The sequence below is a fragment of the Haloarcula montana genome (assembly GCF_035666295.1).
In the GTDB taxonomy this organism is placed as follows: Archaea; Halobacteriota; Halobacteria; order Halobacteriales; family Haloarculaceae; genus Haloarcula; species Haloarcula montana.
Map to the genome: position 1 here is coordinate 2,230,051 of NZ_CP142027.1, position 17,765 is coordinate 2,247,815.

Annotated in this window: 19 protein-coding genes and 1 tRNA gene; 16 read left to right on the top strand and 4 right to left on the bottom strand. The window is 61.9% G+C overall.

Going from position 1 to position 17,765, the window contains the following annotated elements; translation table 11 throughout:
- Positions 1 to 21: 21 nt before the first annotated feature.
- Positions 22 to 1,323, bottom strand: a complete 1,302-nt coding sequence (locus VJ109_RS11685; RefSeq protein ID WP_324756889.1) for a HEAT repeat domain-containing protein — start codon at positions 1,321 to 1,323, stop codon at positions 22 to 24.
- Between the two features lie 104 nt (positions 1,324 to 1,427).
- Between VJ109_RS11685 and VJ109_RS11690 the strand changes: the two genes are divergently transcribed.
- From VJ109_RS11690 to VJ109_RS11745, 12 genes are all read left to right on the top strand, one after another.
- A complete protein-coding gene (locus VJ109_RS11690; RefSeq protein ID WP_324756890.1) occupies positions 1,428 to 2,078 on the top strand; it encodes an AIR carboxylase family protein in 651 nt (216 codons plus the stop codon).
- 150 nt (positions 2,079 to 2,228) lie between these two features.
- Positions 2,229 to 2,642 (top strand): NADH-quinone oxidoreductase subunit A, encoded by a 414-nt coding sequence (locus tag VJ109_RS11695; RefSeq protein ID WP_324756892.1) that lies wholly within the window; start codon positions 2,229 to 2,231, stop codon positions 2,640 to 2,642.
- Positions 2,635 to 3,321, top strand: coding sequence for an NADH-quinone oxidoreductase subunit B (locus tag VJ109_RS11700; protein WP_276222565.1), 687 nt, complete (start codon positions 2,635 to 2,637; stop codon positions 3,319 to 3,321). Before VJ109_RS11695 ends, VJ109_RS11700 begins: the two co-directional genes overlap by 8 nt.
- Before the next feature lie 6 nt (positions 3,322 to 3,327).
- Positions 3,328 to 5,010 (top strand): NADH-quinone oxidoreductase subunit D, encoded by a 1,683-nt coding sequence (locus tag VJ109_RS11705; protein WP_324756894.1) that lies wholly within the window; start codon positions 3,328 to 3,330, stop codon positions 5,008 to 5,010.
- A complete protein-coding gene (locus tag VJ109_RS11710) occupies positions 5,010 to 6,062 on the top strand; it encodes a complex I subunit 1/NuoH family protein (RefSeq protein WP_324756896.1) in 1,053 nt (350 codons plus the stop codon). Before VJ109_RS11705 ends, VJ109_RS11710 begins: the two co-directional genes overlap by 1 nt.
- A 34-nt stretch (positions 6,063 to 6,096) precedes the next feature.
- On the top strand, positions 6,097 to 6,558 hold the full coding sequence (locus VJ109_RS11715) for a NuoI/complex I 23 kDa subunit family protein (protein ID WP_276222562.1): 462 nt from the start codon (positions 6,097 to 6,099) through the stop codon (positions 6,556 to 6,558).
- Between the two features lie 145 nt (positions 6,559 to 6,703).
- A complete protein-coding gene (locus VJ109_RS11720; protein ID WP_276222561.1) occupies positions 6,704 to 6,973 on the top strand; it encodes an NADH-quinone oxidoreductase subunit J in 270 nt (89 codons plus the stop codon).
- Positions 6,970 to 7,314, top strand: a complete 345-nt coding sequence (locus tag VJ109_RS11725) for a proton-conducting membrane transporter (RefSeq protein WP_324756898.1) — start codon at positions 6,970 to 6,972, stop codon at positions 7,312 to 7,314. Before VJ109_RS11720 ends, VJ109_RS11725 begins: the two co-directional genes overlap by 4 nt.
- On the top strand, positions 7,311 to 7,613 hold the full coding sequence (gene nuoK / locus VJ109_RS11730; RefSeq protein ID WP_276222559.1) for an NADH-quinone oxidoreductase subunit NuoK: 303 nt from the start codon (positions 7,311 to 7,313) through the stop codon (positions 7,611 to 7,613). The genes VJ109_RS11725 and nuoK overlap by 4 nt, the downstream gene beginning before the upstream one ends.
- A gap of 2 nt (positions 7,614 to 7,615) precedes the next feature.
- Positions 7,616 to 9,721 carry an NADH-quinone oxidoreductase subunit L gene (gene nuoL / locus VJ109_RS11735; RefSeq protein WP_324756900.1) on the top strand — a complete coding sequence of 702 codons (2,106 nt, stop codon included), beginning with the start codon at positions 7,616 to 7,618 and terminating at the stop codon, positions 9,719 to 9,721.
- A complete protein-coding gene (locus tag VJ109_RS11740) occupies positions 9,722 to 11,251 on the top strand; it encodes a complex I subunit 4 family protein (RefSeq protein ID WP_324756901.1) in 1,530 nt (509 codons plus the stop codon).
- Complete coding sequence (locus tag VJ109_RS11745) at positions 11,252 to 12,820, top strand: NADH-quinone oxidoreductase subunit N (protein ID WP_324756902.1); 1,569 nt, start codon at positions 11,252 to 11,254, stop codon at positions 12,818 to 12,820.
- Between the two features lies 1 nt (position 12,821).
- Here VJ109_RS11745 and VJ109_RS11750 read toward each other — a convergent pair whose 3' ends face one another.
- On the bottom strand, positions 12,822 to 13,775 hold the full coding sequence (locus VJ109_RS11750) for an MBL fold metallo-hydrolase (RefSeq protein WP_324756903.1): 954 nt from the start codon (positions 13,773 to 13,775) through the stop codon (positions 12,822 to 12,824).
- A gap of 102 nt (positions 13,776 to 13,877) precedes the next feature.
- Between VJ109_RS11750 and VJ109_RS11755 the strand changes: the two genes are divergently transcribed.
- Together VJ109_RS11755 and VJ109_RS11760 are read left to right on the top strand one after the other, a co-directional pair.
- The gene (locus VJ109_RS11755) at positions 13,878 to 14,147 is read left to right on the top strand and encodes a DUF7553 family protein (protein ID WP_324756904.1); all 270 of its coding nucleotides are present in this window, start codon (positions 13,878 to 13,880) and stop codon (positions 14,145 to 14,147) included.
- Positions 14,148 to 14,218: 71 nt separating this feature from the next.
- Positions 14,219 to 14,293, top strand: a tRNA-Val gene (locus VJ109_RS11760).
- Between the two features lie 323 nt (positions 14,294 to 14,616).
- On the opposite strand, the gene VJ109_RS11765 is transcribed toward VJ109_RS11760, so the two are convergent.
- The gene (locus VJ109_RS11765; protein WP_324756905.1) at positions 14,617 to 15,021 is read right to left on the bottom strand and encodes a hypothetical protein; all 405 of its coding nucleotides are present in this window, start codon (positions 15,019 to 15,021) and stop codon (positions 14,617 to 14,619) included.
- 564 nt (positions 15,022 to 15,585) lie between these two features.
- On the opposite strand from VJ109_RS11765, the gene VJ109_RS11770 reads away from it, so the two are divergent.
- Positions 15,586 to 16,335, top strand: a complete 750-nt coding sequence (locus VJ109_RS11770) for a hypothetical protein (RefSeq protein WP_324756906.1) — start codon at positions 15,586 to 15,588, stop codon at positions 16,333 to 16,335.
- Positions 16,336 to 16,519: 184 nt separating this feature from the next.
- On the opposite strand, the gene VJ109_RS11775 is transcribed toward VJ109_RS11770, so the two are convergent.
- The gene (locus tag VJ109_RS11775) at positions 16,520 to 16,855 is read right to left on the bottom strand and encodes a hypothetical protein (protein ID WP_324756908.1); all 336 of its coding nucleotides are present in this window, start codon (positions 16,853 to 16,855) and stop codon (positions 16,520 to 16,522) included.
- A gap of 82 nt (positions 16,856 to 16,937) precedes the next feature.
- On the opposite strand from VJ109_RS11775, the gene VJ109_RS11780 reads away from it, so the two are divergent.
- A complete protein-coding gene (locus VJ109_RS11780; protein ID WP_324756909.1) occupies positions 16,938 to 17,765 on the top strand; it encodes an IS5 family transposase in 828 nt (275 codons plus the stop codon).

Sequence of the window (17,765 nt, forward strand, 5' to 3'; positions counted from 1 at the left end):
GCCGTGGGGACAGGCGATGGATCAGGCGCTTGCGGCCTTCTCGGCCTCTGCCTGGACGAGATACGCGCGGTCGTCAACGTACTGTGCGGCTTCGTCGAGTGCGCGTTCGGTGCCGATCTGGCGCAGCGCCCACGCGGCCGACGCGCGGGCCTGGTCGCTCTCGTCGCTCTTGAGGAGGTCCCCGAGCGGTTCGACCGCACGGGTATCGCCGAGCAGGCCCAGCGTGCGTGCGGCCACCGAGCGGATGTCCTCGTTCTCCGAGTCGAGACAGTTCGCGACCGGCTGGACGGAGTCGGGGCTACCGATCGAACCCAGCGCGCGCAGCGTCACCTTCTGGAGTGCGGGGTCGCCGTCCCCGTCGATGAAGTCGTGGAGCGTCTCGCAGGCACGGTCGTCGCCGATCTTTCCGAGTACCTTGATCGGTCCCTTGTCGCGCCGTTGGGCCTTCTCGTGCATCGCCTCGAAGGCCGGCTCGGCGTCGCTCCCGAGGTGATAGAAGATGTCGATGATGTACTCGTCCATGAACTCCGAGCCGAGCTTCTCGAACGCGAACAGCACGTCTTCGATGTTGCCCTGCTTCGCGTGGAGTTTGGCCGCGTTCCACTCGGGTGGGAAGTCCTTGCGGTTCTCGTTGGTCAGGATGTCGTAGAAGCCCCGTGCGTCGAGCTGTTCCCGGACGGTCAGATCGTCCCAGACCTCCGCGGCCTCCAGATCGTCCGCTAGCGTCTCGGCGACCTCCAGAAGCGAGGCGATCGTGTCGGCGTCCTCGTCGGCGTCCAGCCCGGCGGCGTCGATCGCGTCGGCGACCGTCTCAAGCGCGGAGCCAGCGTTGATGAGGTCCGTCTCGGTGTCGGCGTCGTGGGTGACGTGTTCGCTCGCCGTATCGAGGAACGACCGGATCGCTTCGAGCGCTTCGCCTTCGCCGTCTTCGGTCCATTCGCTGTCGTTGACCGTCGACTGTGCGGTCTCGACGATCCCGACGACATCCTCGGCGTACGGGCCGCGTTGCGCTTCGAGGCCGTCCCGGAGGTCCGAGAGCTTCGACTCCAGCTCCGCTCGGGGGTCCTCGGCGTCCTCGTCGTCTTCGTCCGGCTCCGGGAGGTCGGCCGACTCCAGCGCGCTCTCGATGTCGTCCAGTGTCGCCTCGACCTCGTCGAGGTCGGCCTCGGTTTCGGCGCCATCGAGGGCGCTCTCGGCCTCGTCGAGCCGTGATTCGAGTGCGTCGGCGGTTACGTCCGCGCCGACGCTGTCGTCAGACGCCTCGGCGTCGTCCGTGGGCGCCTCGGTCTCGTCCTCGGGTGCCTCGTCGTCCCCGTTGCTCATGTACGACGATGTGTCGGTGTGGGGCAAGAGCGTTTCCTTTCTTGGCTAGGGTCGGCGTGAGCGAAACCACATACGCTTAGGTGCCCCGCCGTGGAGCCTGGGCTATGACAGCCGACAGCGTGCAGTCCCTGATCGACCAACTCCACGAGGAAGCGGCGATGGATCGGCCCGACGAACTGACACCCGACGTGGGAATCGTCATGGGATCGGACTCGGATCTGGCGACGATGGCCGGCGGGAAGGGGAAACGGCCGGGCGCGTACGCCGCGCTCGCGGAGGAACTCGACTTCGAGGAACAGACCGACTACGCCGACGCCCCCGACGCTCGGTTCACCTTCGAGACGTTCGTCGTCTCGGCACACCGGACCCCGGAACTGATGTACGCGTACGCGGAGACCGCTGCCGACCGTGGTCTCGACGTGATCATCGCTGGTGCCGGAGGGAAGTCGGCCGATCTCCCGAACATGACCGCCTCGATCGCGTACCCACTGCCGGTCATCGGCGTCCCCGTCCAGGAGAAGTCCGTCGACTCGGTCATCGGGATGCCACAGGGGGCACCGATCACTGCCGTCGACGCGGGCAAGTCGTTCAACGCCGCACTGAGCGCCGTTCAAATCCTCGCACGCGAGCACGAAGCCCTCCGCGAACGACTGATCGAGTACCATCAGGGCCTCCAGGAAGGGGTCGGTGACGTTTCGCGGGACCTCCACGAACTGGGGACGCCCGGGTTCAAGGCCGAATACTGGGACGAATAGGGCGCGTGCGTGCCCGACCGCCGGCTGTGTCGGGCCGGTACTCACCGACCGCCGATCGCCGTCACAACGGGCGCGTGACCGACTCGAAACCCGAACAATGAACCCTTATATGCGAGTACACCTAACCGGCGAACGATAGGAGATTCCGGAATGAGTAATGCATGGATTGCCATCGGTGCGCTCGCGCTCGTGGGGCTCGCGATCCCGCTGGGGATGATGACGGCGTCGAGTCTTCTCCGGCCGAGCGTTCCCGAACAGGGCAAACGAACCACCTACGAGTCCGGTGAGGTGCCGACTGGCAGCAGCCGACATATCCGTTTCAACATCCAGTACTACATGGTCGCGCTGCTGTTCATGGTCTTCGACATCGAGACGGTCCTCATCTTCCCGTGGACCCTCATCTACCGAGATGCGGTGTCGGCCGTCGGCATCACCAGGGTTCTGTTGCCGATGGTGGTGTTCGTCGGCATCCTCGTCGTCGGACTCGCCTGGGCGTGGCGTAACGGCGCGGTCCAATGGGTGCGTAACCCGTCGGTAACGAAGGGGGCAGATACATATGAGTAGTGACCAGACACCGCCGACCGAGGTATCGACACGAGAGGCCCGGATGGGCGAGGGCGCGGACGACCGCTTCAACTCCAAACTGCGGGAAGCGTTCGGCTCGACGCCGTTTATCCTCACCAAGTTCGACCAGTTCATGAACTGGGTACGGGGCTCCTCGATGTTCATGCTACAGTTCGGGATCGCCTGCTGTAGCATCGAGATGATCCACACCTACGCGATCAAACACGACCTCGATCGCTTCGGTGCCGGCGTCCCGCGGGCCTCACCGCGGCAGGCCGATGTTATCATCGTCCCGGGGACTATCGTCTCGAAGTTCGCCCCGCGAATGAAGCGGGTCTACGACCAGATGCCCGAGCCGAAGTTCGTCGTCTCGATGGGTTCCTGTACCGTCTCCGGCGGCCCGTTCCAGGAGGGGTACAACGTCGTCAAGGGCGCGGAGGAGGTCATCCCGGTCGACATCCACGTTCCCGGTTGCCCACCCCGGCCCGAGGCGCTGATCTACGGCGTCGCCAAGCTCCAGGAACGGATCGCCAACGGCGAGTCCTCGCCGGTGACGGTCAAACCCTACGAACTCGAACAGTTCGGCGATCTCGAACAGGACGAGCTCGTCCAGAAGCTCGCCGACGAGGTCGACGAGGAGGACCTCGTGATGCGGTACAACTGGGACAACTCGCCCTGACTACCAATGAGTCTCGAAGAACCTACACCGGACACGACGGTCGATGTCGGAGTGACCGACGACGGGCTCGACTACGACGCGCTGGCCGCCATGCTCGACGGACACGTCCTCGAGCGCGAACAGCACGTCAACGCCGAGGGTTTCGTCATCCGCCCCGACGAGGTACAGACGGTCCTCTCGCAACTACGGACCGAAGCCGGCTTCGACCACCTCTCCTGTGTCACCGGCCAGGAGTACGACGATCGCTACGAGACGATCTATCACCTCAAAAAGTACGAGGACCCGACCCAGGAGCTGTCGATCGTCGTCCCGTCGCCGAAGGACGACCCCGGAAACGAGTCCGCAGCCCGCGTCTACTCGACGGCAGACTGGCACGAACGCGAGGCCTACGATCTCGTCGGGCTAGAGTACGACGATCACCCGAATCTCGAACGGATTCTCCTGCCCGAGACCTGGCAGGGCCACCCGCTCGGCCAGGACTACAACCAGGACCAGCCCCAGATCGTCACGCTGCGTGAGAACGCCAACCCGCTCCAGGAGGACCACCGGAGCGAGGAGAACCCGGACACGATGTTCGTCAACATCGGTCCGCACCACCCGGCGACCCACGGCGTGCTCCACGTCAAGACGGTGCTGGACGGCGAGCAGATCGCCGACATCGAGCCCGACATCGGCTATCTCCACCGCTGTGAGGAGCAGATGTGCCAGCAGGGGACCTACCGCCACCAGATCATGCCCTACCCCGACCGGTGGGACTACATCTCGGCCGGCATCCTCAACGAGTGGGCCTACGCCCGCGCGGCCGAGGACCTCGCGGACATCGAGGTTCCGGAGTACGCACAGGTCATCCGAACCATGTCCGCGGAGATGTGCCGGATCGCGGCACACATGCTCGCGCTGGCGACGTTCGCGCTGGACGTCTTCGGCGACTTCACTGCGGTCTTCCAGTACGGCATCCGCGACCGCGAGATCGTCCAGAACCTCCTGGAGGATCTCACCGGGCAGCGGCTGATGTTCAACTACCTCCGGCTGGGCGGCGTCGCCTGGGACCTTCCCGAGCCCCGCGAGGAGTTCTTCGAGAAGACGCGGGACTTCCTCGACGAACTCCCGGAGAAACTGGAGGAGTACCACGACTTGGTCACGGGCAACGAGATCTTCCAGATGCGGTGTGTCGACACCGGCGTTCTCTCGCCCGAGCAGGTCAAACAGTACGGCGCGACCGGTCCCGTCGCACGGGGATCGGGCGTCGACTACGACCTCCGGCGGGACGACCCCTACGGCTACTACGACGAACTCGACTGGAACGTCGTCACCGAGGATGGCGGCGACAACTTCTCGCGCGTGCTCGTCCGTATGCGCGAGGTCGAGGAATCCGCGAAGATCATCGAGCAGTGTGTCGACCTGCTCGAACAGTGGCCCGAAGACGACCGCGAGATCCAGGCAAACGTCCCGCGGACGCTGCGCCCGGACCCCGACGAGGAGATCTACCGCGCCGTCGAGGCCGCGAAGGGCGAACTGGGGATCTACATCCGCTCGGACGGGACGGACAAGCCGGCCCGATTCAAGATCCGGAGTCCGTGTTTCTCGAACCTCCAGACGCTGCCCGAGATGTCTCAGGGTGAGTACATCCCGGACATGATCGCCTCGCTGGGTAGCCTCGACATCGTTCTCGGGGAGGTCGATCGGTGATGCAAAGCGGCGGTGCACCACTCCCCGAGATGCTCGCGGAACTGCTCGGGCTCGATCCGACGAACCCCGGCGTCATCCTGGTGATGGCACTGATCGCCTCCGCCGCTGTCGGCTCGTTCGTCCTGACGAACACGGCCATCGTCATCTGGGCGAAACGGAAGATCACCGCGGCGTTTACCGACCGCATCGCGATCAACCGCGTCGGCCCACTCGGGCTGCTCATCATCGTCGCCGACGCGGTCCGCCTGCTCTCGAAGGAACTGATCGTCCCGGAGGGTGTCGACCGCCCGGCCTGGGACCTCGCGCCGCTGGTGCTGGCCAGTTCGGCCCTGCTCGGGTTCGCGGTCATCCCGATGGACATGGAGTACAACATCCAGATCGCCGACCCCGAGGTCGGGCTGGCGTACGTCTTCGCGACGGCCTCGATCGCCTCGGTCGGCCTGGTGATGGCCGGCTACGCCTCGAACAACAAGTACTCGTTCCTGGGCGGGTTACGCGCGGTGGCACAGAACATCGCCTACGAGATCCCGCTCATCCTCACGGGCGCGTCGGTCGTCATCTTCGCCGGCTCGCTCCAGATGAGCGAGATCGTCACGGCCCAGCAGCAATCCCTGATCGGTCCCATCCCCTCGTGGTACGCGTTCGTCAACCCGTTCGCGTTCGTCCTGTTCATGATCGCGAACCTCGCGGAGGTCGGACGGAACCCGTTCGACATCCCCGAGGCGCCGACGGAGATCGTCGCCGGCTACCAGACGGAGTACTCCTCGGTGTACTTCGTGTTGATGTACCTCGGTGAGTTCATCCACATCTTCCTGGGCGGGGCTATCGTCGCGACCATCTTCCTCGGTGGCCCGGCGGGGCCAGTCCTCCCCGGGATCGTCTGGTTCATCATCAAGATGTGGGCAGTGTTCCTGTTCACCCAGTGGGCCCGGTCGGCGGTCCCCCGTGTTCGCATCGACCAGCTCATCGAGATCGGTTGGAAGGGCATGCTCGTGCTTTCGCTCGCGAACCTCATGCTGACAGCCGTGATCGTCGGGGTGGTCAACGTATGAGCACAGCGACGTTCGACAACGGCGGTGATCCACAATGATCGGAGTCTTGAAATCCATGGCGACGACGATGAAACACGCCCTCGAAGGGGAGACGTTCACGGTCGAGTATCCGGACGTCGCCCCCGAGGTGAGCCCCCGCTTCCGTGGCGTCCACAAGTGGAGCCAGGAGCGGTGTATCTGGTGTCGACAGTGTGAGAACGTCTGTCCGAACAACACCATCCAGATCGTGATGGACGATCAGCGCAACGGCGAGCAGTACAACCTCCACATCGGCCAGTGTATCTACTGCCGGCTGTGTGAGGAGGTCTGCCCGACCGACGCCATCCTGCTGACCCAGAACTTCGAGTTCACGGCGGACACGAAAGACGAGTTCGCTTACGACAAAGAGCAACTGAAGAACGTTCCGTGGTACAAGGACATCGACCCCCTCGAATCGCGCGAGCCAGACCGGGGCGCCTGGATTGGCGAGGGCGAGGGCGAAGTCGATTACCAGTAAGCTCGTATCCGGCGGCGAATCCACCGATCCGTCTTTTCGTCGACGTTCTCCTCCCGAGCGACAGCTATCGGCCACTTGAGCGACACAAAATGGCGAACGAAAAGAGGAATCTTCAAAGGGCCGCCGGAAAGAGGTTCAAAGTAAGATGGGACTGTACGAGTCAATCGCGTTCGCGCTGTTCGCCATGGTTACGGTGGGCAGCGCGTCGGGTGTCGTGTTAGTGCGCGACGTCTGGCACTCGGCGTTGTTACTGGGTGTGTCACTGGTCAGCGTCGCAGTGTTTTACGTGCTGAACCAGGCCGCATTCGTCGCAACGATGCAAATTCTGGTGTACGTCGGCGGCGTCCTCATCCTCATCACCTTCGCGGTGATGTTAACCCGGGAGGACGAGTCGGTCATCGAGGTGACACCATGACAACGAAACCCGAGATCAACACCGAGGGGAATCTCACCGCTGGACTGGCCGCTATCGCACTGTTTCTGGTGCTGGGTGGCGTGTTCCTCACGGCGTCGTTCTCGACGCCGATCGGGTTTCCCGAGGGTGCAGCCGTCACGAAGAGTCTCGGCGCGGCGATGTTCGACATCGCCCCCGGCGCGCTGATGGGCGATGGGCAGACGGCCGTCCCCGCTGAAGGATTCATCGTCGCGTTCATCGCGATTGCCGTGGTCCTCGATGCGGCACTCGACGGCGCCCTGATGTTGGCAAAGCGTGACGACGAGGAGGATGTCGCCGCCGACGGGGGGGAGAGACGGTGATACCCGTTCAAGCGTACCTTCTGCTGTCGGCGGCCGTGTTCTGTATCGGTCTGTTCGGTATTCTGACCCGGAAAAACGCGCTTATCTTCCTGATGTCGGTCGAGCTGATGCTGAACGCGGCGAACATCAACTTCGTCGCGTTCTCGCTCCACCACGGCAACCTCTCGGGACAGGTCTTCTCGCTGTTCACGATGGGGATCGCGGCAGCCGAGGTGGCAGTCGGGATCGGTATCATCCTGGTCCTGTACCGTAACTTCAGTGACGTCGACGTGACGAAGGCGACGACGATGAGGTGGTAACAATGGCTGCATTCACATACGCTCCGGCGATCGTCCTGCTGCCGTTCGCATCGTTCCTCGTCGCACTGTTTGCCGGCGACCGGATGCCCAAGGGCGGCGCGCTGGCCGGCATCACGGCGACGGGTGGATCGCTACTGCTCTCGATCTGGGTGGCGCTGACTGTCGGTGGCTTTACGGGTAGTTCCACGTCCTACAACGAGTTTATCTACACGTGGGTCGCAGGGGTGGAGTCGATCCAGCTTCGCTTCGGGTTGCTTATCGACCCGCTCTCTGCCCTCATGCTGTTGATCGTCTGTCTGATCGCCTTCCTCGTCCACGTCTTCTCGCTTGGCTACATGAACGACGAGGGCGAGACGGGCCTCCCCAGGTATTACGCCGGGCTGGGCCTGTTCACGGCGAGCATGCTCGGGTTCGTCGTCGCCAACAACCTCCTGATGGCGTTCATGTTCTTCGAGCTGGTGGGCCTGTGTTCGTATCTGCTCATCGGCTTCTGGTTCCGCGAGGACGGCCCGCCGTCGGCCGCGAAGAAGGCGTTCCTGGTCACCCGTTTCGGTGACTACTTCTTCCTCATCGGCGTGGTCGGTATCTTCGCGACCTTCGGGACCGGACTCTTCGCTCCGATCACGGAGGGGGGCGAAGTGGTCGCACAGAGCTTCCCGGCGCTGGCCGAACACGCCGTCGTCGACGGCGAGACCGGCCCCATCTCGATGCTCGATACCGTCGGACTCGGCCCACAGGCCTGGTTCACGGTCCTGGGCCTGCTCGTGCTGGGCGGTGTCATCGGGAAGTCCGCACAGTTCCCGCTGCACACGTGGCTCCCCGACGCGATGGAAGGCCCGACGCCGGTCTCGGCGCTCATCCACGCGGCGACGATGGTCGCGGCCGGCGTCTACCTCGTCGCGCGTATGTACGGTTTCTACGCTATCTCGCCGACCGCACTCGCGGTCATCGCGCTGATCGGTGGGTTCACCGCACTGTTCGCGGCGACGATGGGCCTGGTCAAACAGGAGATCAAGCAGGTGCTGGCGTACTCCACTATCTCCCAGTACGGATATATGATGCTCGCGCTGGGATCGGGTGGCTACATCGCCGCGGTCTTCCACCTGACCACCCACGCCGTCTTCAAGGCGCTGCTGTTCCTGGGTGCCGGATCGGTCATCATCGCCATGCACCACAACGAGAACATGTGGGACATGGGCGGGCTGAAAGACCGGATGCCGGTGACCTACTGGACGTTCCTCTCCGGGTCGCTGGCGCTGGCCGGCATCGTTCCCTTCGCCGGCTTCTGGTCGAAAGACGAAGTGCTGTACGAAGCGCTCATCCACGGATTCGGGAGCGAGGGCGGCCTCGGGACGGCCTATCTCGTCGCGTACGCGATGGGGCTGTTGGCCGTCTTCTTCACCGGCTTCTACACCTTCCGGATGGTGTACCTGACCTTCCACGGCAACGCCCGGAGCGACACCGCACGTGACCCCGAACCGGTCCACTGGAACGTCAAGGGGCCGCTCACGGTACTCGGCGTGCTCGCCGCGACGATCGGGTTCATCAACATGAAGCCCGTGGCGGAACTGACCGGCGCACACATCGACTTCCTCCACACGTGGCTCAACGGCCCAGAAGAGGGCGGCTGGCCCGCGGCGCTGAACACCGGTCTCCACCACTACGAGACGCTCCTGCACGACGTCTCACACGTCGCTGCAGGCTACCCGCTGGGCGAGACTCCGACGCTGCTGGCCTCGGCGGGCGTCTCGCTGGGTCTCGCGCTCGCCGGTGCCGGTGCCGCGACCGCGCTCTACCGCGGCCCGGACCCGGTCGAGCACACGGACAAGCTTGGCGGTCTGAAGACGCTATTCATGCACAACTACTACCAAGACGAATACCAGGTGTGGCTCGCGACGGGCGTCACCTACCCGCTGGCTCGCGCGATGGACAAGTTCGACCAGGGCGTCGTCGACGGCGTCGTCAACGGTATCTCCAGCGTCAGTCTGTTCGGCGGCAGCCGCATCCGGCGTATCCAGTCCGGTGTCGTCAGCAACTACGCTGCGCTCCTGACGCTCGGGCTCGTGCTGTTGCTTGCCTTCTTCGGCATCATGGGGGGGTGGTTCTGAATGTGGGTCGCTGCCTTACTCGCGGTGACGCTGCTGGGAACCGGTCTCGTCTTCCTGTCGCCGGACCGGTACGCCGGGAAGCTCGCGGCCGGCATCAGCGCAGTTCCGGCCGTCGCGACGGTGTACATGTACTGGGTGTACCTGACCCAACACCAGGGCGCGGGCAACGCCTTACTCTCGCCCGGTGACGTCGCGTTCAGCCAACAGGTCCCGTGGATGGAGCTTGGCGGCTTCCAGATCGCCTACTACGTCGGACTCGATGGCGTCAGCATGCCGTTGCTCACGCTGACGACGATCCTGACCACGCTCGCGATCGTCTCGGCCTGGACGCCCATCGGCGAGCGCCAGTCCCAGTTCTACGGGCTGATGCTGTTCATGGAGACGAGCCTCATCGGCGTGTTCACCGCGCTGGACTTCTTCCTCTGGTTCATCTTCTGGGAGGGCGTGCTCATCCCGATGTACCTGTTGATCGGCGTCTGGGGCGGCCCACGACGCAAATACGCCGCGATCAAGTTCTTCGTCTACACGAACGTGGCCTCGCTGATCATGTTCACTGGCCTGTTCGCGCTGGTGTTCAGTACGGACCTGACCTCGCTGGCCCTGCCGGCGATGGCCGAGGCCTTCCGGTCGGCGTCGGGACTTCCCGAGATCGCCGGCGTTGGACTGGCGACGATCTCGTTCGTCCTGATGTTCTTCGGCTTCGCGGTGAAGGTACCCGTCTTCCCGCTGCACACGTGGCTGCCCGACGCCCACGTCGAGGCCCCGACGCCGGTGTCGGTAATGCTTGCCGGCGTCCTCCTGAAGATGGGGACCTACGCACTGCTGCGGTTCAACTTCACGATGCTGGCCGAGACCGCGCGAGCGCTCGCGATCCCGCTCGCGATCGTCGGCGTCGTCAGCGTCATCTACGGCGCGATGCTCGCGCTGGCACAGCGTGACCTCAAACGGATCGTCGCGTACTCCTCGATCTCGTCGATGGGATACGTCATCCTCGGGCTCGTCGCCTTCACGCCCCACGGGATGGGCGGTGCGACCTTCCAGATGGTCGCCCACGGGCTCATCTCCGGGCTGATGTTCATGTGTGTCGGCGTCATCTACAACACGACCCACACGCGCATGGTCGGAGACATGTCCGGGCTCGCGGACCGGATGCCCAAGACGATCGCCGTCTTCGTCGCGGCCGCCTTCGGTTACATGGGGCTGCCCCTGATGGCCGGCTTTGCGGCCGAGTTCCTCATCTTCCAGGGTGCCTTCGACGCGGCGACGCTTGGCAGCGCCGCGCCGATCCTGACCAGCGCCGCGATGTTCGGTATCGTCGTCGTCGCCGGCTACCTGCTGTGGGCGATGCAGCGCACGCTGTTCGGTGAGTTCGAACTCGGGACGGACTACGACGTGACGCCGGCGGCGTTCCACGACGTCGCGCCGCTGGTGGTGTTGCTCCTGTTGGTCATCGTCCTGGGTGTCGCACCCGACCTCTCCTACCAGATGATTCAAAACTCGCTCGTCTCCCTCGTCGGAGGTGGTGCATAGATGGTCCACCAGCTTCCCCCGTGGGCAGGCCTCGCGCCGGTGTTCGCACTCGCCGGATCGGCACTGCTCCTGTTGCTGGCCGATAGCGTCGACCCCGATACGACCAACACGGGAGTGCTCAGTGGTATCTCGGTTATCGGCTCTCTCACCTCTCTCGGGCTTGCAGTCTGGTTCATCGTCGGCGGGACCGGTATCCCCCAGAGCCAGGGTGGCCAGGGAACGCCGACCCTGTTCAACAGCCAGTTGATCGTCGACCAGATGGCCCTGTTCTTCATGATCATCGTCGCCAGCGTCACGGCGCTCGTGGCACTGGCGAGCTACGACTATCTGGAGGGCCACAGCTACCAGGCGGAGTTCTACTCGCTCGTCTTGCTCGCCGCGACCGGTATGTCGCTGCTGAGTGCGGCGAACAGCCTGGCGACGGCGTTCATCGCGCTGGAACTCGTCTCGCTACCGTCGTACGCGCTCGTCGCGTTCCTGAAGAAGAACCGCGGTAGCGTCGAGGCGGGCCTGAAATACTTCCTCATCGGCGCAGTGTCGTCGGCGATCCTCGTCTACGGCATCTCGCTGGTCTACGCCGCGACCGGTGTGTTCCGGTTCGACGGCGTCGCGGCCGCGATCGACAGCGGCGTCGTCCAGACGGTCGTCGACGGGAGCGTCCAGGCACAGAGTGGGAGTCCCGAGATCCCGATGTCGATACTGGGTGTCGGTATCCTGATGATCATCGGTGGCGTCGCGTTCAAGACGGCCTCGGTCCCGTTTCACTTCTGGGCGCCGGAGGCCTACGAGGGCGCGCCCGCGCCGATCTCGGCGTTCCTCTCGTCGGCGTCGAAGGCGGCCGGCTTCGTGCTGGCGTTCCGTGCCTTCGCCGTTGCCTTCCCTATCGAGTCGCTGATCGGTGGGCCAATCCAGGCACTCAACTGGGTCGTCGCCTTCCAGATCCTGGCGATCGCGACGATGTTCGTCGGGAACTTCGCCGCGGCCACTCAGGAGACGGTCAAACGGATGATGGCCTACTCCAGTGTCGGCCACGCCGGCTACGTCCTCATCGGACTGGCGGCGCTGTCCTCGACCGGTGAGGGGCTCTCGTTCAGCATGAGCGCCGGGATGGCCCACCTGCTAGTCTACGGGTTCATGAACACCGGTGCGTTCCTCTTCATCGCCCTGGCCGAGTACTGGGGCGTCGGTCGCCGCTTCGAGGACTACAACGGACTGGGCAAGCAGGCGCCGCTGGCCTGCGGGGCGATGACGGTGTTCCTGTTCAGCCTCGCCGGCCTCCCGATCGGCGGCGGGTTCTTCTCGAAGTTCTACCTGCTTGAGGCGACGGTCAACGTCGGTGCCTACTCGCTGGCGGTCGCGCTCATCGTCAACAGCGCGCTGTCGCTGTTCTACTACTCGCGAGTCGTCAAGGCGATGTGGATCGAGGAACCGACCGGCGATCGCAGCATCGAGTCGTATCCGACGGGCCTCTACACCGCGATCGTCGCCGCGGCCGTCGTGACGGTCCTGCTCCTGCCCGGTTTCCCGGCCGTCTCGGACCTGGCAACCCAGGCCGTCTCGTTCCTGTAGGCTACTCCTCGCGTTCGTAGACGAACACGCCGCCGTTCTCCCGTTTCTCGACGCGGTCACGCGCTTCTAGTACGTCCAGGTGCCCGACGGCCTCGCTCATCCCCGAGAAGTACTCCGTCGCGGGCAGCTCGCCGAACAGCGCCGTCATCACCTCTACCGGCGTGGTCACGCCCTCGTCGACGATCGATTCGACCTCGCCGGTCCGCTGTTCGTGGGCGTCGAGGATATCGTCGATCCGCCGCTGGGGTGATTCGACGGGTTCCCGATGTCCGGTGAGAAACCGGTCGTGGCCCTGCTCGCGGAGCCAGCGCAGCGAGTCGTTGAACGCCGGCAACACACGGGGGCGTTGCCCACCGGGTTCGGCGGGCGGCTGGAGGAACGGATTGGGGGTGATATCCGCGAGCACGTTGTCCCCGACCAGCGCTTCGTGGCGTCCGTCGGTGTCGTACGAGAAGACGATCTCGCCGACGGAGTGACCGTCGACGGGGTCGACCGTCAGGGGTTCGTCCTCGACTGTGACAGTGTCACCCGCTTCCAGCGCTCGGTCGGTTTCGACGCTCTCGGCGTAGGCTAAAAACGCCTCGGGGAGCTGTGTGACCGTCTCCGCGGTCTCACGAGAGGTCCCACAGCGTTCGAAGAAATCGACGAAATACGACTGCTCGTACTCCAGACGGGCCGCGAACTCGGCCATGATCGGTTCCGCGTCGGCACTCGCGAGAACGTTCGCCCCCGCCGTCCGGAACCGTTTGGCGAGTCCGAAATGGTCGGGGTGTGGGTGTGTCACGAGCACTTGCTCTACGTCCCCCGGTGCGAGCCCGCGCGCTTCCAGGGCTTCCAGCAGCCGGGACCAGGCTTCCTCGCTGTCCGGTCCCGGGTCGACGACGGTCCGTCCGGCGATGTAGGCGTTGACCGCACCGACCTGGAACGGCGTCGGGACCGAGATACGGGTGAACATACACCGCCGTTGCGCACGCGGGTGGATAACGGTTCGTTCCGCGGCACCGGAAACGCCCAGGCGGGCACAAAGGATTTATTCGTTGTCTCCGTAGGGACAGATATGAACAAACACTTCGAAGACGCACGGTACTACCTCAAGCGCGCCGGCGAGACCGCCACCAAAGGCGTCAAAGAGGAACTCGAACCGGTCGAAGAGCGGTTCCGCGAACTCACCGGCAAGGAAGAGGAGCCCGAACCGAACCGCTTAGAGACGGTCAAAGCCGACCTGAAAGACCTCCAGCAGCGAGCGGAGGGTGACGCCGAACAGGCGATCAAGGACGCCCGCGAGAAGATCGGTGACTACCGCAAGAGCGAGCAGTCCGAGGCGTAAGCGCCGGAAGGGGCGCCGCCGTCCCCCAGACGATAACGCTTAAGTCCAGTCATCAGATAGCTGGATGTACCGGGTTGGTGATCTAGTCCGGTTATGATACCTCCTTCACACGGAGGAAGTCGGCGGTTCAACTCCGCCCCAACCCACTTGCCTTCTTGATGGAGTGAAAGGACAGGACAGCAGTGGTGCCCTTATAAGCTTCCTGTCCAAGCGCCTCCTCATTCGGCCAAGTCTCCGAGTCGACTCACGCGAGCGTTTCCACTTGGACAACACTCAGGCAGGGGCAAAAAGGTTTAGACGAAACTAATTGAGAGGTTCTTAGAGACTTTTTAAAACTGGCTACAGCTGTATCGGGCAATTGGGGCCACCCCGCGAGAGAGCAGAATCTGGTGTGCAACCCGAATCTAACCTTGGTAGTAACTAACAAGGTAGGAAAGCACCGGAGGAGGTGGTCACGTGGGGTTAGCTCTCAGCTAAACCGCCACGCGTGACCGACAGGAACAGTCCTGTCAGCGACTTCCTTGCGGACGAACTTCCGCAGTTCCTCAAGGTCCTTCCCCACCGCTTCGTTGTAGCGGTTGGGGGCGTAGTCCCTGACGGCTTGAAGAAGTGCCTCCCGCGTCGGCAGAACCCGCAGTTCGCCTTGCGGTTCACCTCCGTCCGTTCGGGCACGTCCTCGTTCCTCGAAGATATACCCGATGATAGGCTTAGACTTCTGGCCGTTAATCGAACCGCGTTCTGCGGCTTCTCGGGCCAGTTGTCTGGCGTAGCTGTTGCTAAGGTCCAGAGCATCGGCAATGTCCGAAACGGACACCGGCTCTGGTTCACTGTTCACGTATTCGCGGAGTTGCTCTAACCTGTCTTCTCGGTCCATCAGTCAGTGCGACCGTGCTTACCACAGTGCGCGAGAACAGGGACAGACCTAAGATTGGTGAGTTAGTAGACTTCACCGGAAAGGCTATCTCTGCTTCATTGACCGTGGGTTGGCTTCTGGCCCCTGCGGTCGCAAGCAGGGGCTGGTCTTTCGCAGTGCGCGTGCAAGTGCCCTTAACACGCTGACGCGCACGAGGCAATCTCCACTGCCTCAGCATCCATCCTGCCGCCGTCAAACGAGATAATCGTCGCATCTCTGAGGCTATTAGCCTGTTGTGCATCCGGACACTTGAACCTTACTTCTATTCGACTTCGATAGCGCAAGTAGCACCCAATAAAGCGGATAATAGAGCAGATTATTTTCGGTTAACCTAACAAATAGGTCCAACAAGCAAGTAAAAGAGCCTATCTGAGGGTGAAACCGCCATACCTGAGACTGATATCTTACCGATTTAGCTGGGAATTAGCGGTATTCTTCACTCTAGAGTATTCACATCTGACTTGGCGCATTTCTCGATAACTTGTGGGCGGAAAATATTACTGTTTGGGGTCTCAAAAAGGAACTATGGGGAAGATAGACGGAAACCGATATCCACAACGAATGGATGCTGAAGATGCAGTTGAAGTTGCCAAAGCAGCAGTTAATGAGTTTGAAGGTGAACCGCCTAATAAAGAGGTGTTCGCTGAGGCATTAGGTCACTCCACTGCAAACAGTGGCGCATATATCAAAAGGGTTGCAGACGCCCGGAGTTACGGATTGCTCCCTAAGCAGGGACTTGAGGCTACTGAGCTTGCACACCGTGTAGCAAATCCTAAGGATGAGAAAGAGTTGCACGAGGGAATGTTTGAGATGTACCAGAACATTCCTATCCTCGAAGAACTTTACGAAAACCTTGACGGAAGAGAGCCACCAAACAAACTTTGGAGCGTGCTAAGTGAGATTACTGAAGCCAGTCGTACTGAGGCTAAAGACGCCGAAGAAGACATTAAGAGGCTGTACAACGATATGGTGGGGGTGGCGGCGAAGAAGGCAGATACAAGCAGTAAACCTCAGTCAGACCGGACGCAAGTCCCGACTGAATCCCAATCTGGTGGCGTAAACGAGACAGGGAACCCTGCTTCAGACAGTGATATATACTTAAAAGTTGGCAGTGACGAGCATAAATTCGAGGAACTAACCGCTATCAATATCGAAATTGCACAGAAAATTCTCGAATCGAAGAAACCCGCGAAATCGACAGGCAAAAAGGGTAATAAAGACGAATCTCAAGACGCAGATACAGAGTCACACGCTACATTTGATGAGTTTAACTAAATCAACTGTATCCGATTCGGTTTTATAGAACAGTATACCCCATTGTCGCCTGCGCTCCGCGACGGCGGTCCACCTCCGCTGGCGCTCCGGTGGCAGGTAAACACACCGCTCCCCTACCTCTTCGCCCGGCCTACATTCTGCTACGTTTAGTATCGCCTTGTGGTGCTGTTCCTGTGGGGAGTGTTTAGTTATTCAACCCATCCTCCCAATCTTCCAGTGACTCTAATAGCTCTGAGCCGATTTGCCATGCTCCAAAGAGAAAGGAAAAAAGTCCCGTAGCAAAAATCATCATTCCAATGAAAAACAGCCTTGCAGGAGAGTAAGTGAGCGCCCATAAGGATACATATGCGATGATAGCGAAGAAACTTAATGCACCTGAGAAGAACAATATGACAGTGGGAACTGCTTTGACAGCGCCCACATTTTCTGTATCCACGTGGCTTAAAATTACAGAAACCATCGCTATTGAGACGAAGAGCACGATAGTTATTGGAATGAGGTTCTGCTCGAAAAACGCCATATAGGGCTCTGGTGAATCGCTGGACAGCGCTGGTTTCGACCGTTAGAACTAGGAAGATGAAGCGGGAAACCGTCGATGATTCATGTCTAAGATCTCCCGCTTCACGAGCCAAGTCGTTCAGTTAGCTAAAAATGCTGTTGGTGAGCGAGGCGAAGTCGCCGCCCCCGAAGGGGGTGGCGGCTTCGCCGAGTATGCGGTGGTGTCGCTGCACTGTCTGCGGGTTTACCTGGAAAAATCCTACCGAGAGGCACTCGATTTGCTGAGCGAGATGCCACAAATACTCGGAGAGATTGGCCTCAACGCGGCTGATCTCCCCGACCACTCCACGCTAGTCAAGTGGTTTGACAGAATCAAGACAGCACTCTGGCGAGTGCTGCTGCGCCTCTCGGCGCAGCTGCACGACATGAGCGGTCACGCCGCCATTGATGCGACGTTTTTCGACCGGCAAAACGCCAGCAAGCACTACTGCCGACGGACGAATTACCGGGTTCAGACGCTCAAAGCAACTGCTCTCGTCGACACAGAAAGCCAAGCCATTCTGGACGTTCATTGCACGACTGAGAAACGCCACGACACACAGCTCGGCTGGCAGGTCGCCCTCCGCAACGCGGGCGACCTCGCCAGCCTCGCTGCGGACAAAGGCTACGATTGGATGGAGTTACGCGAAAAACTCCGCGAAGAGGGCGTAAGACCGCTAATCAAACATCGTGAGTTCCGGCCCATCGATCACGCGCATAACGCGCGGATCGATGGGCCTCGATACCGCCAGAGAGCCATGTGTGAGACCGTCTTCTCCACAATCAAGCGCACGCTCGGCGACGCCGTGCGTGCGCGAACTTGGTACGGTGAATTTCGTGAACTCGTCCTGATGTGTGCGGTTCACAACATCAAGCAATCTCTGAAACAGTGA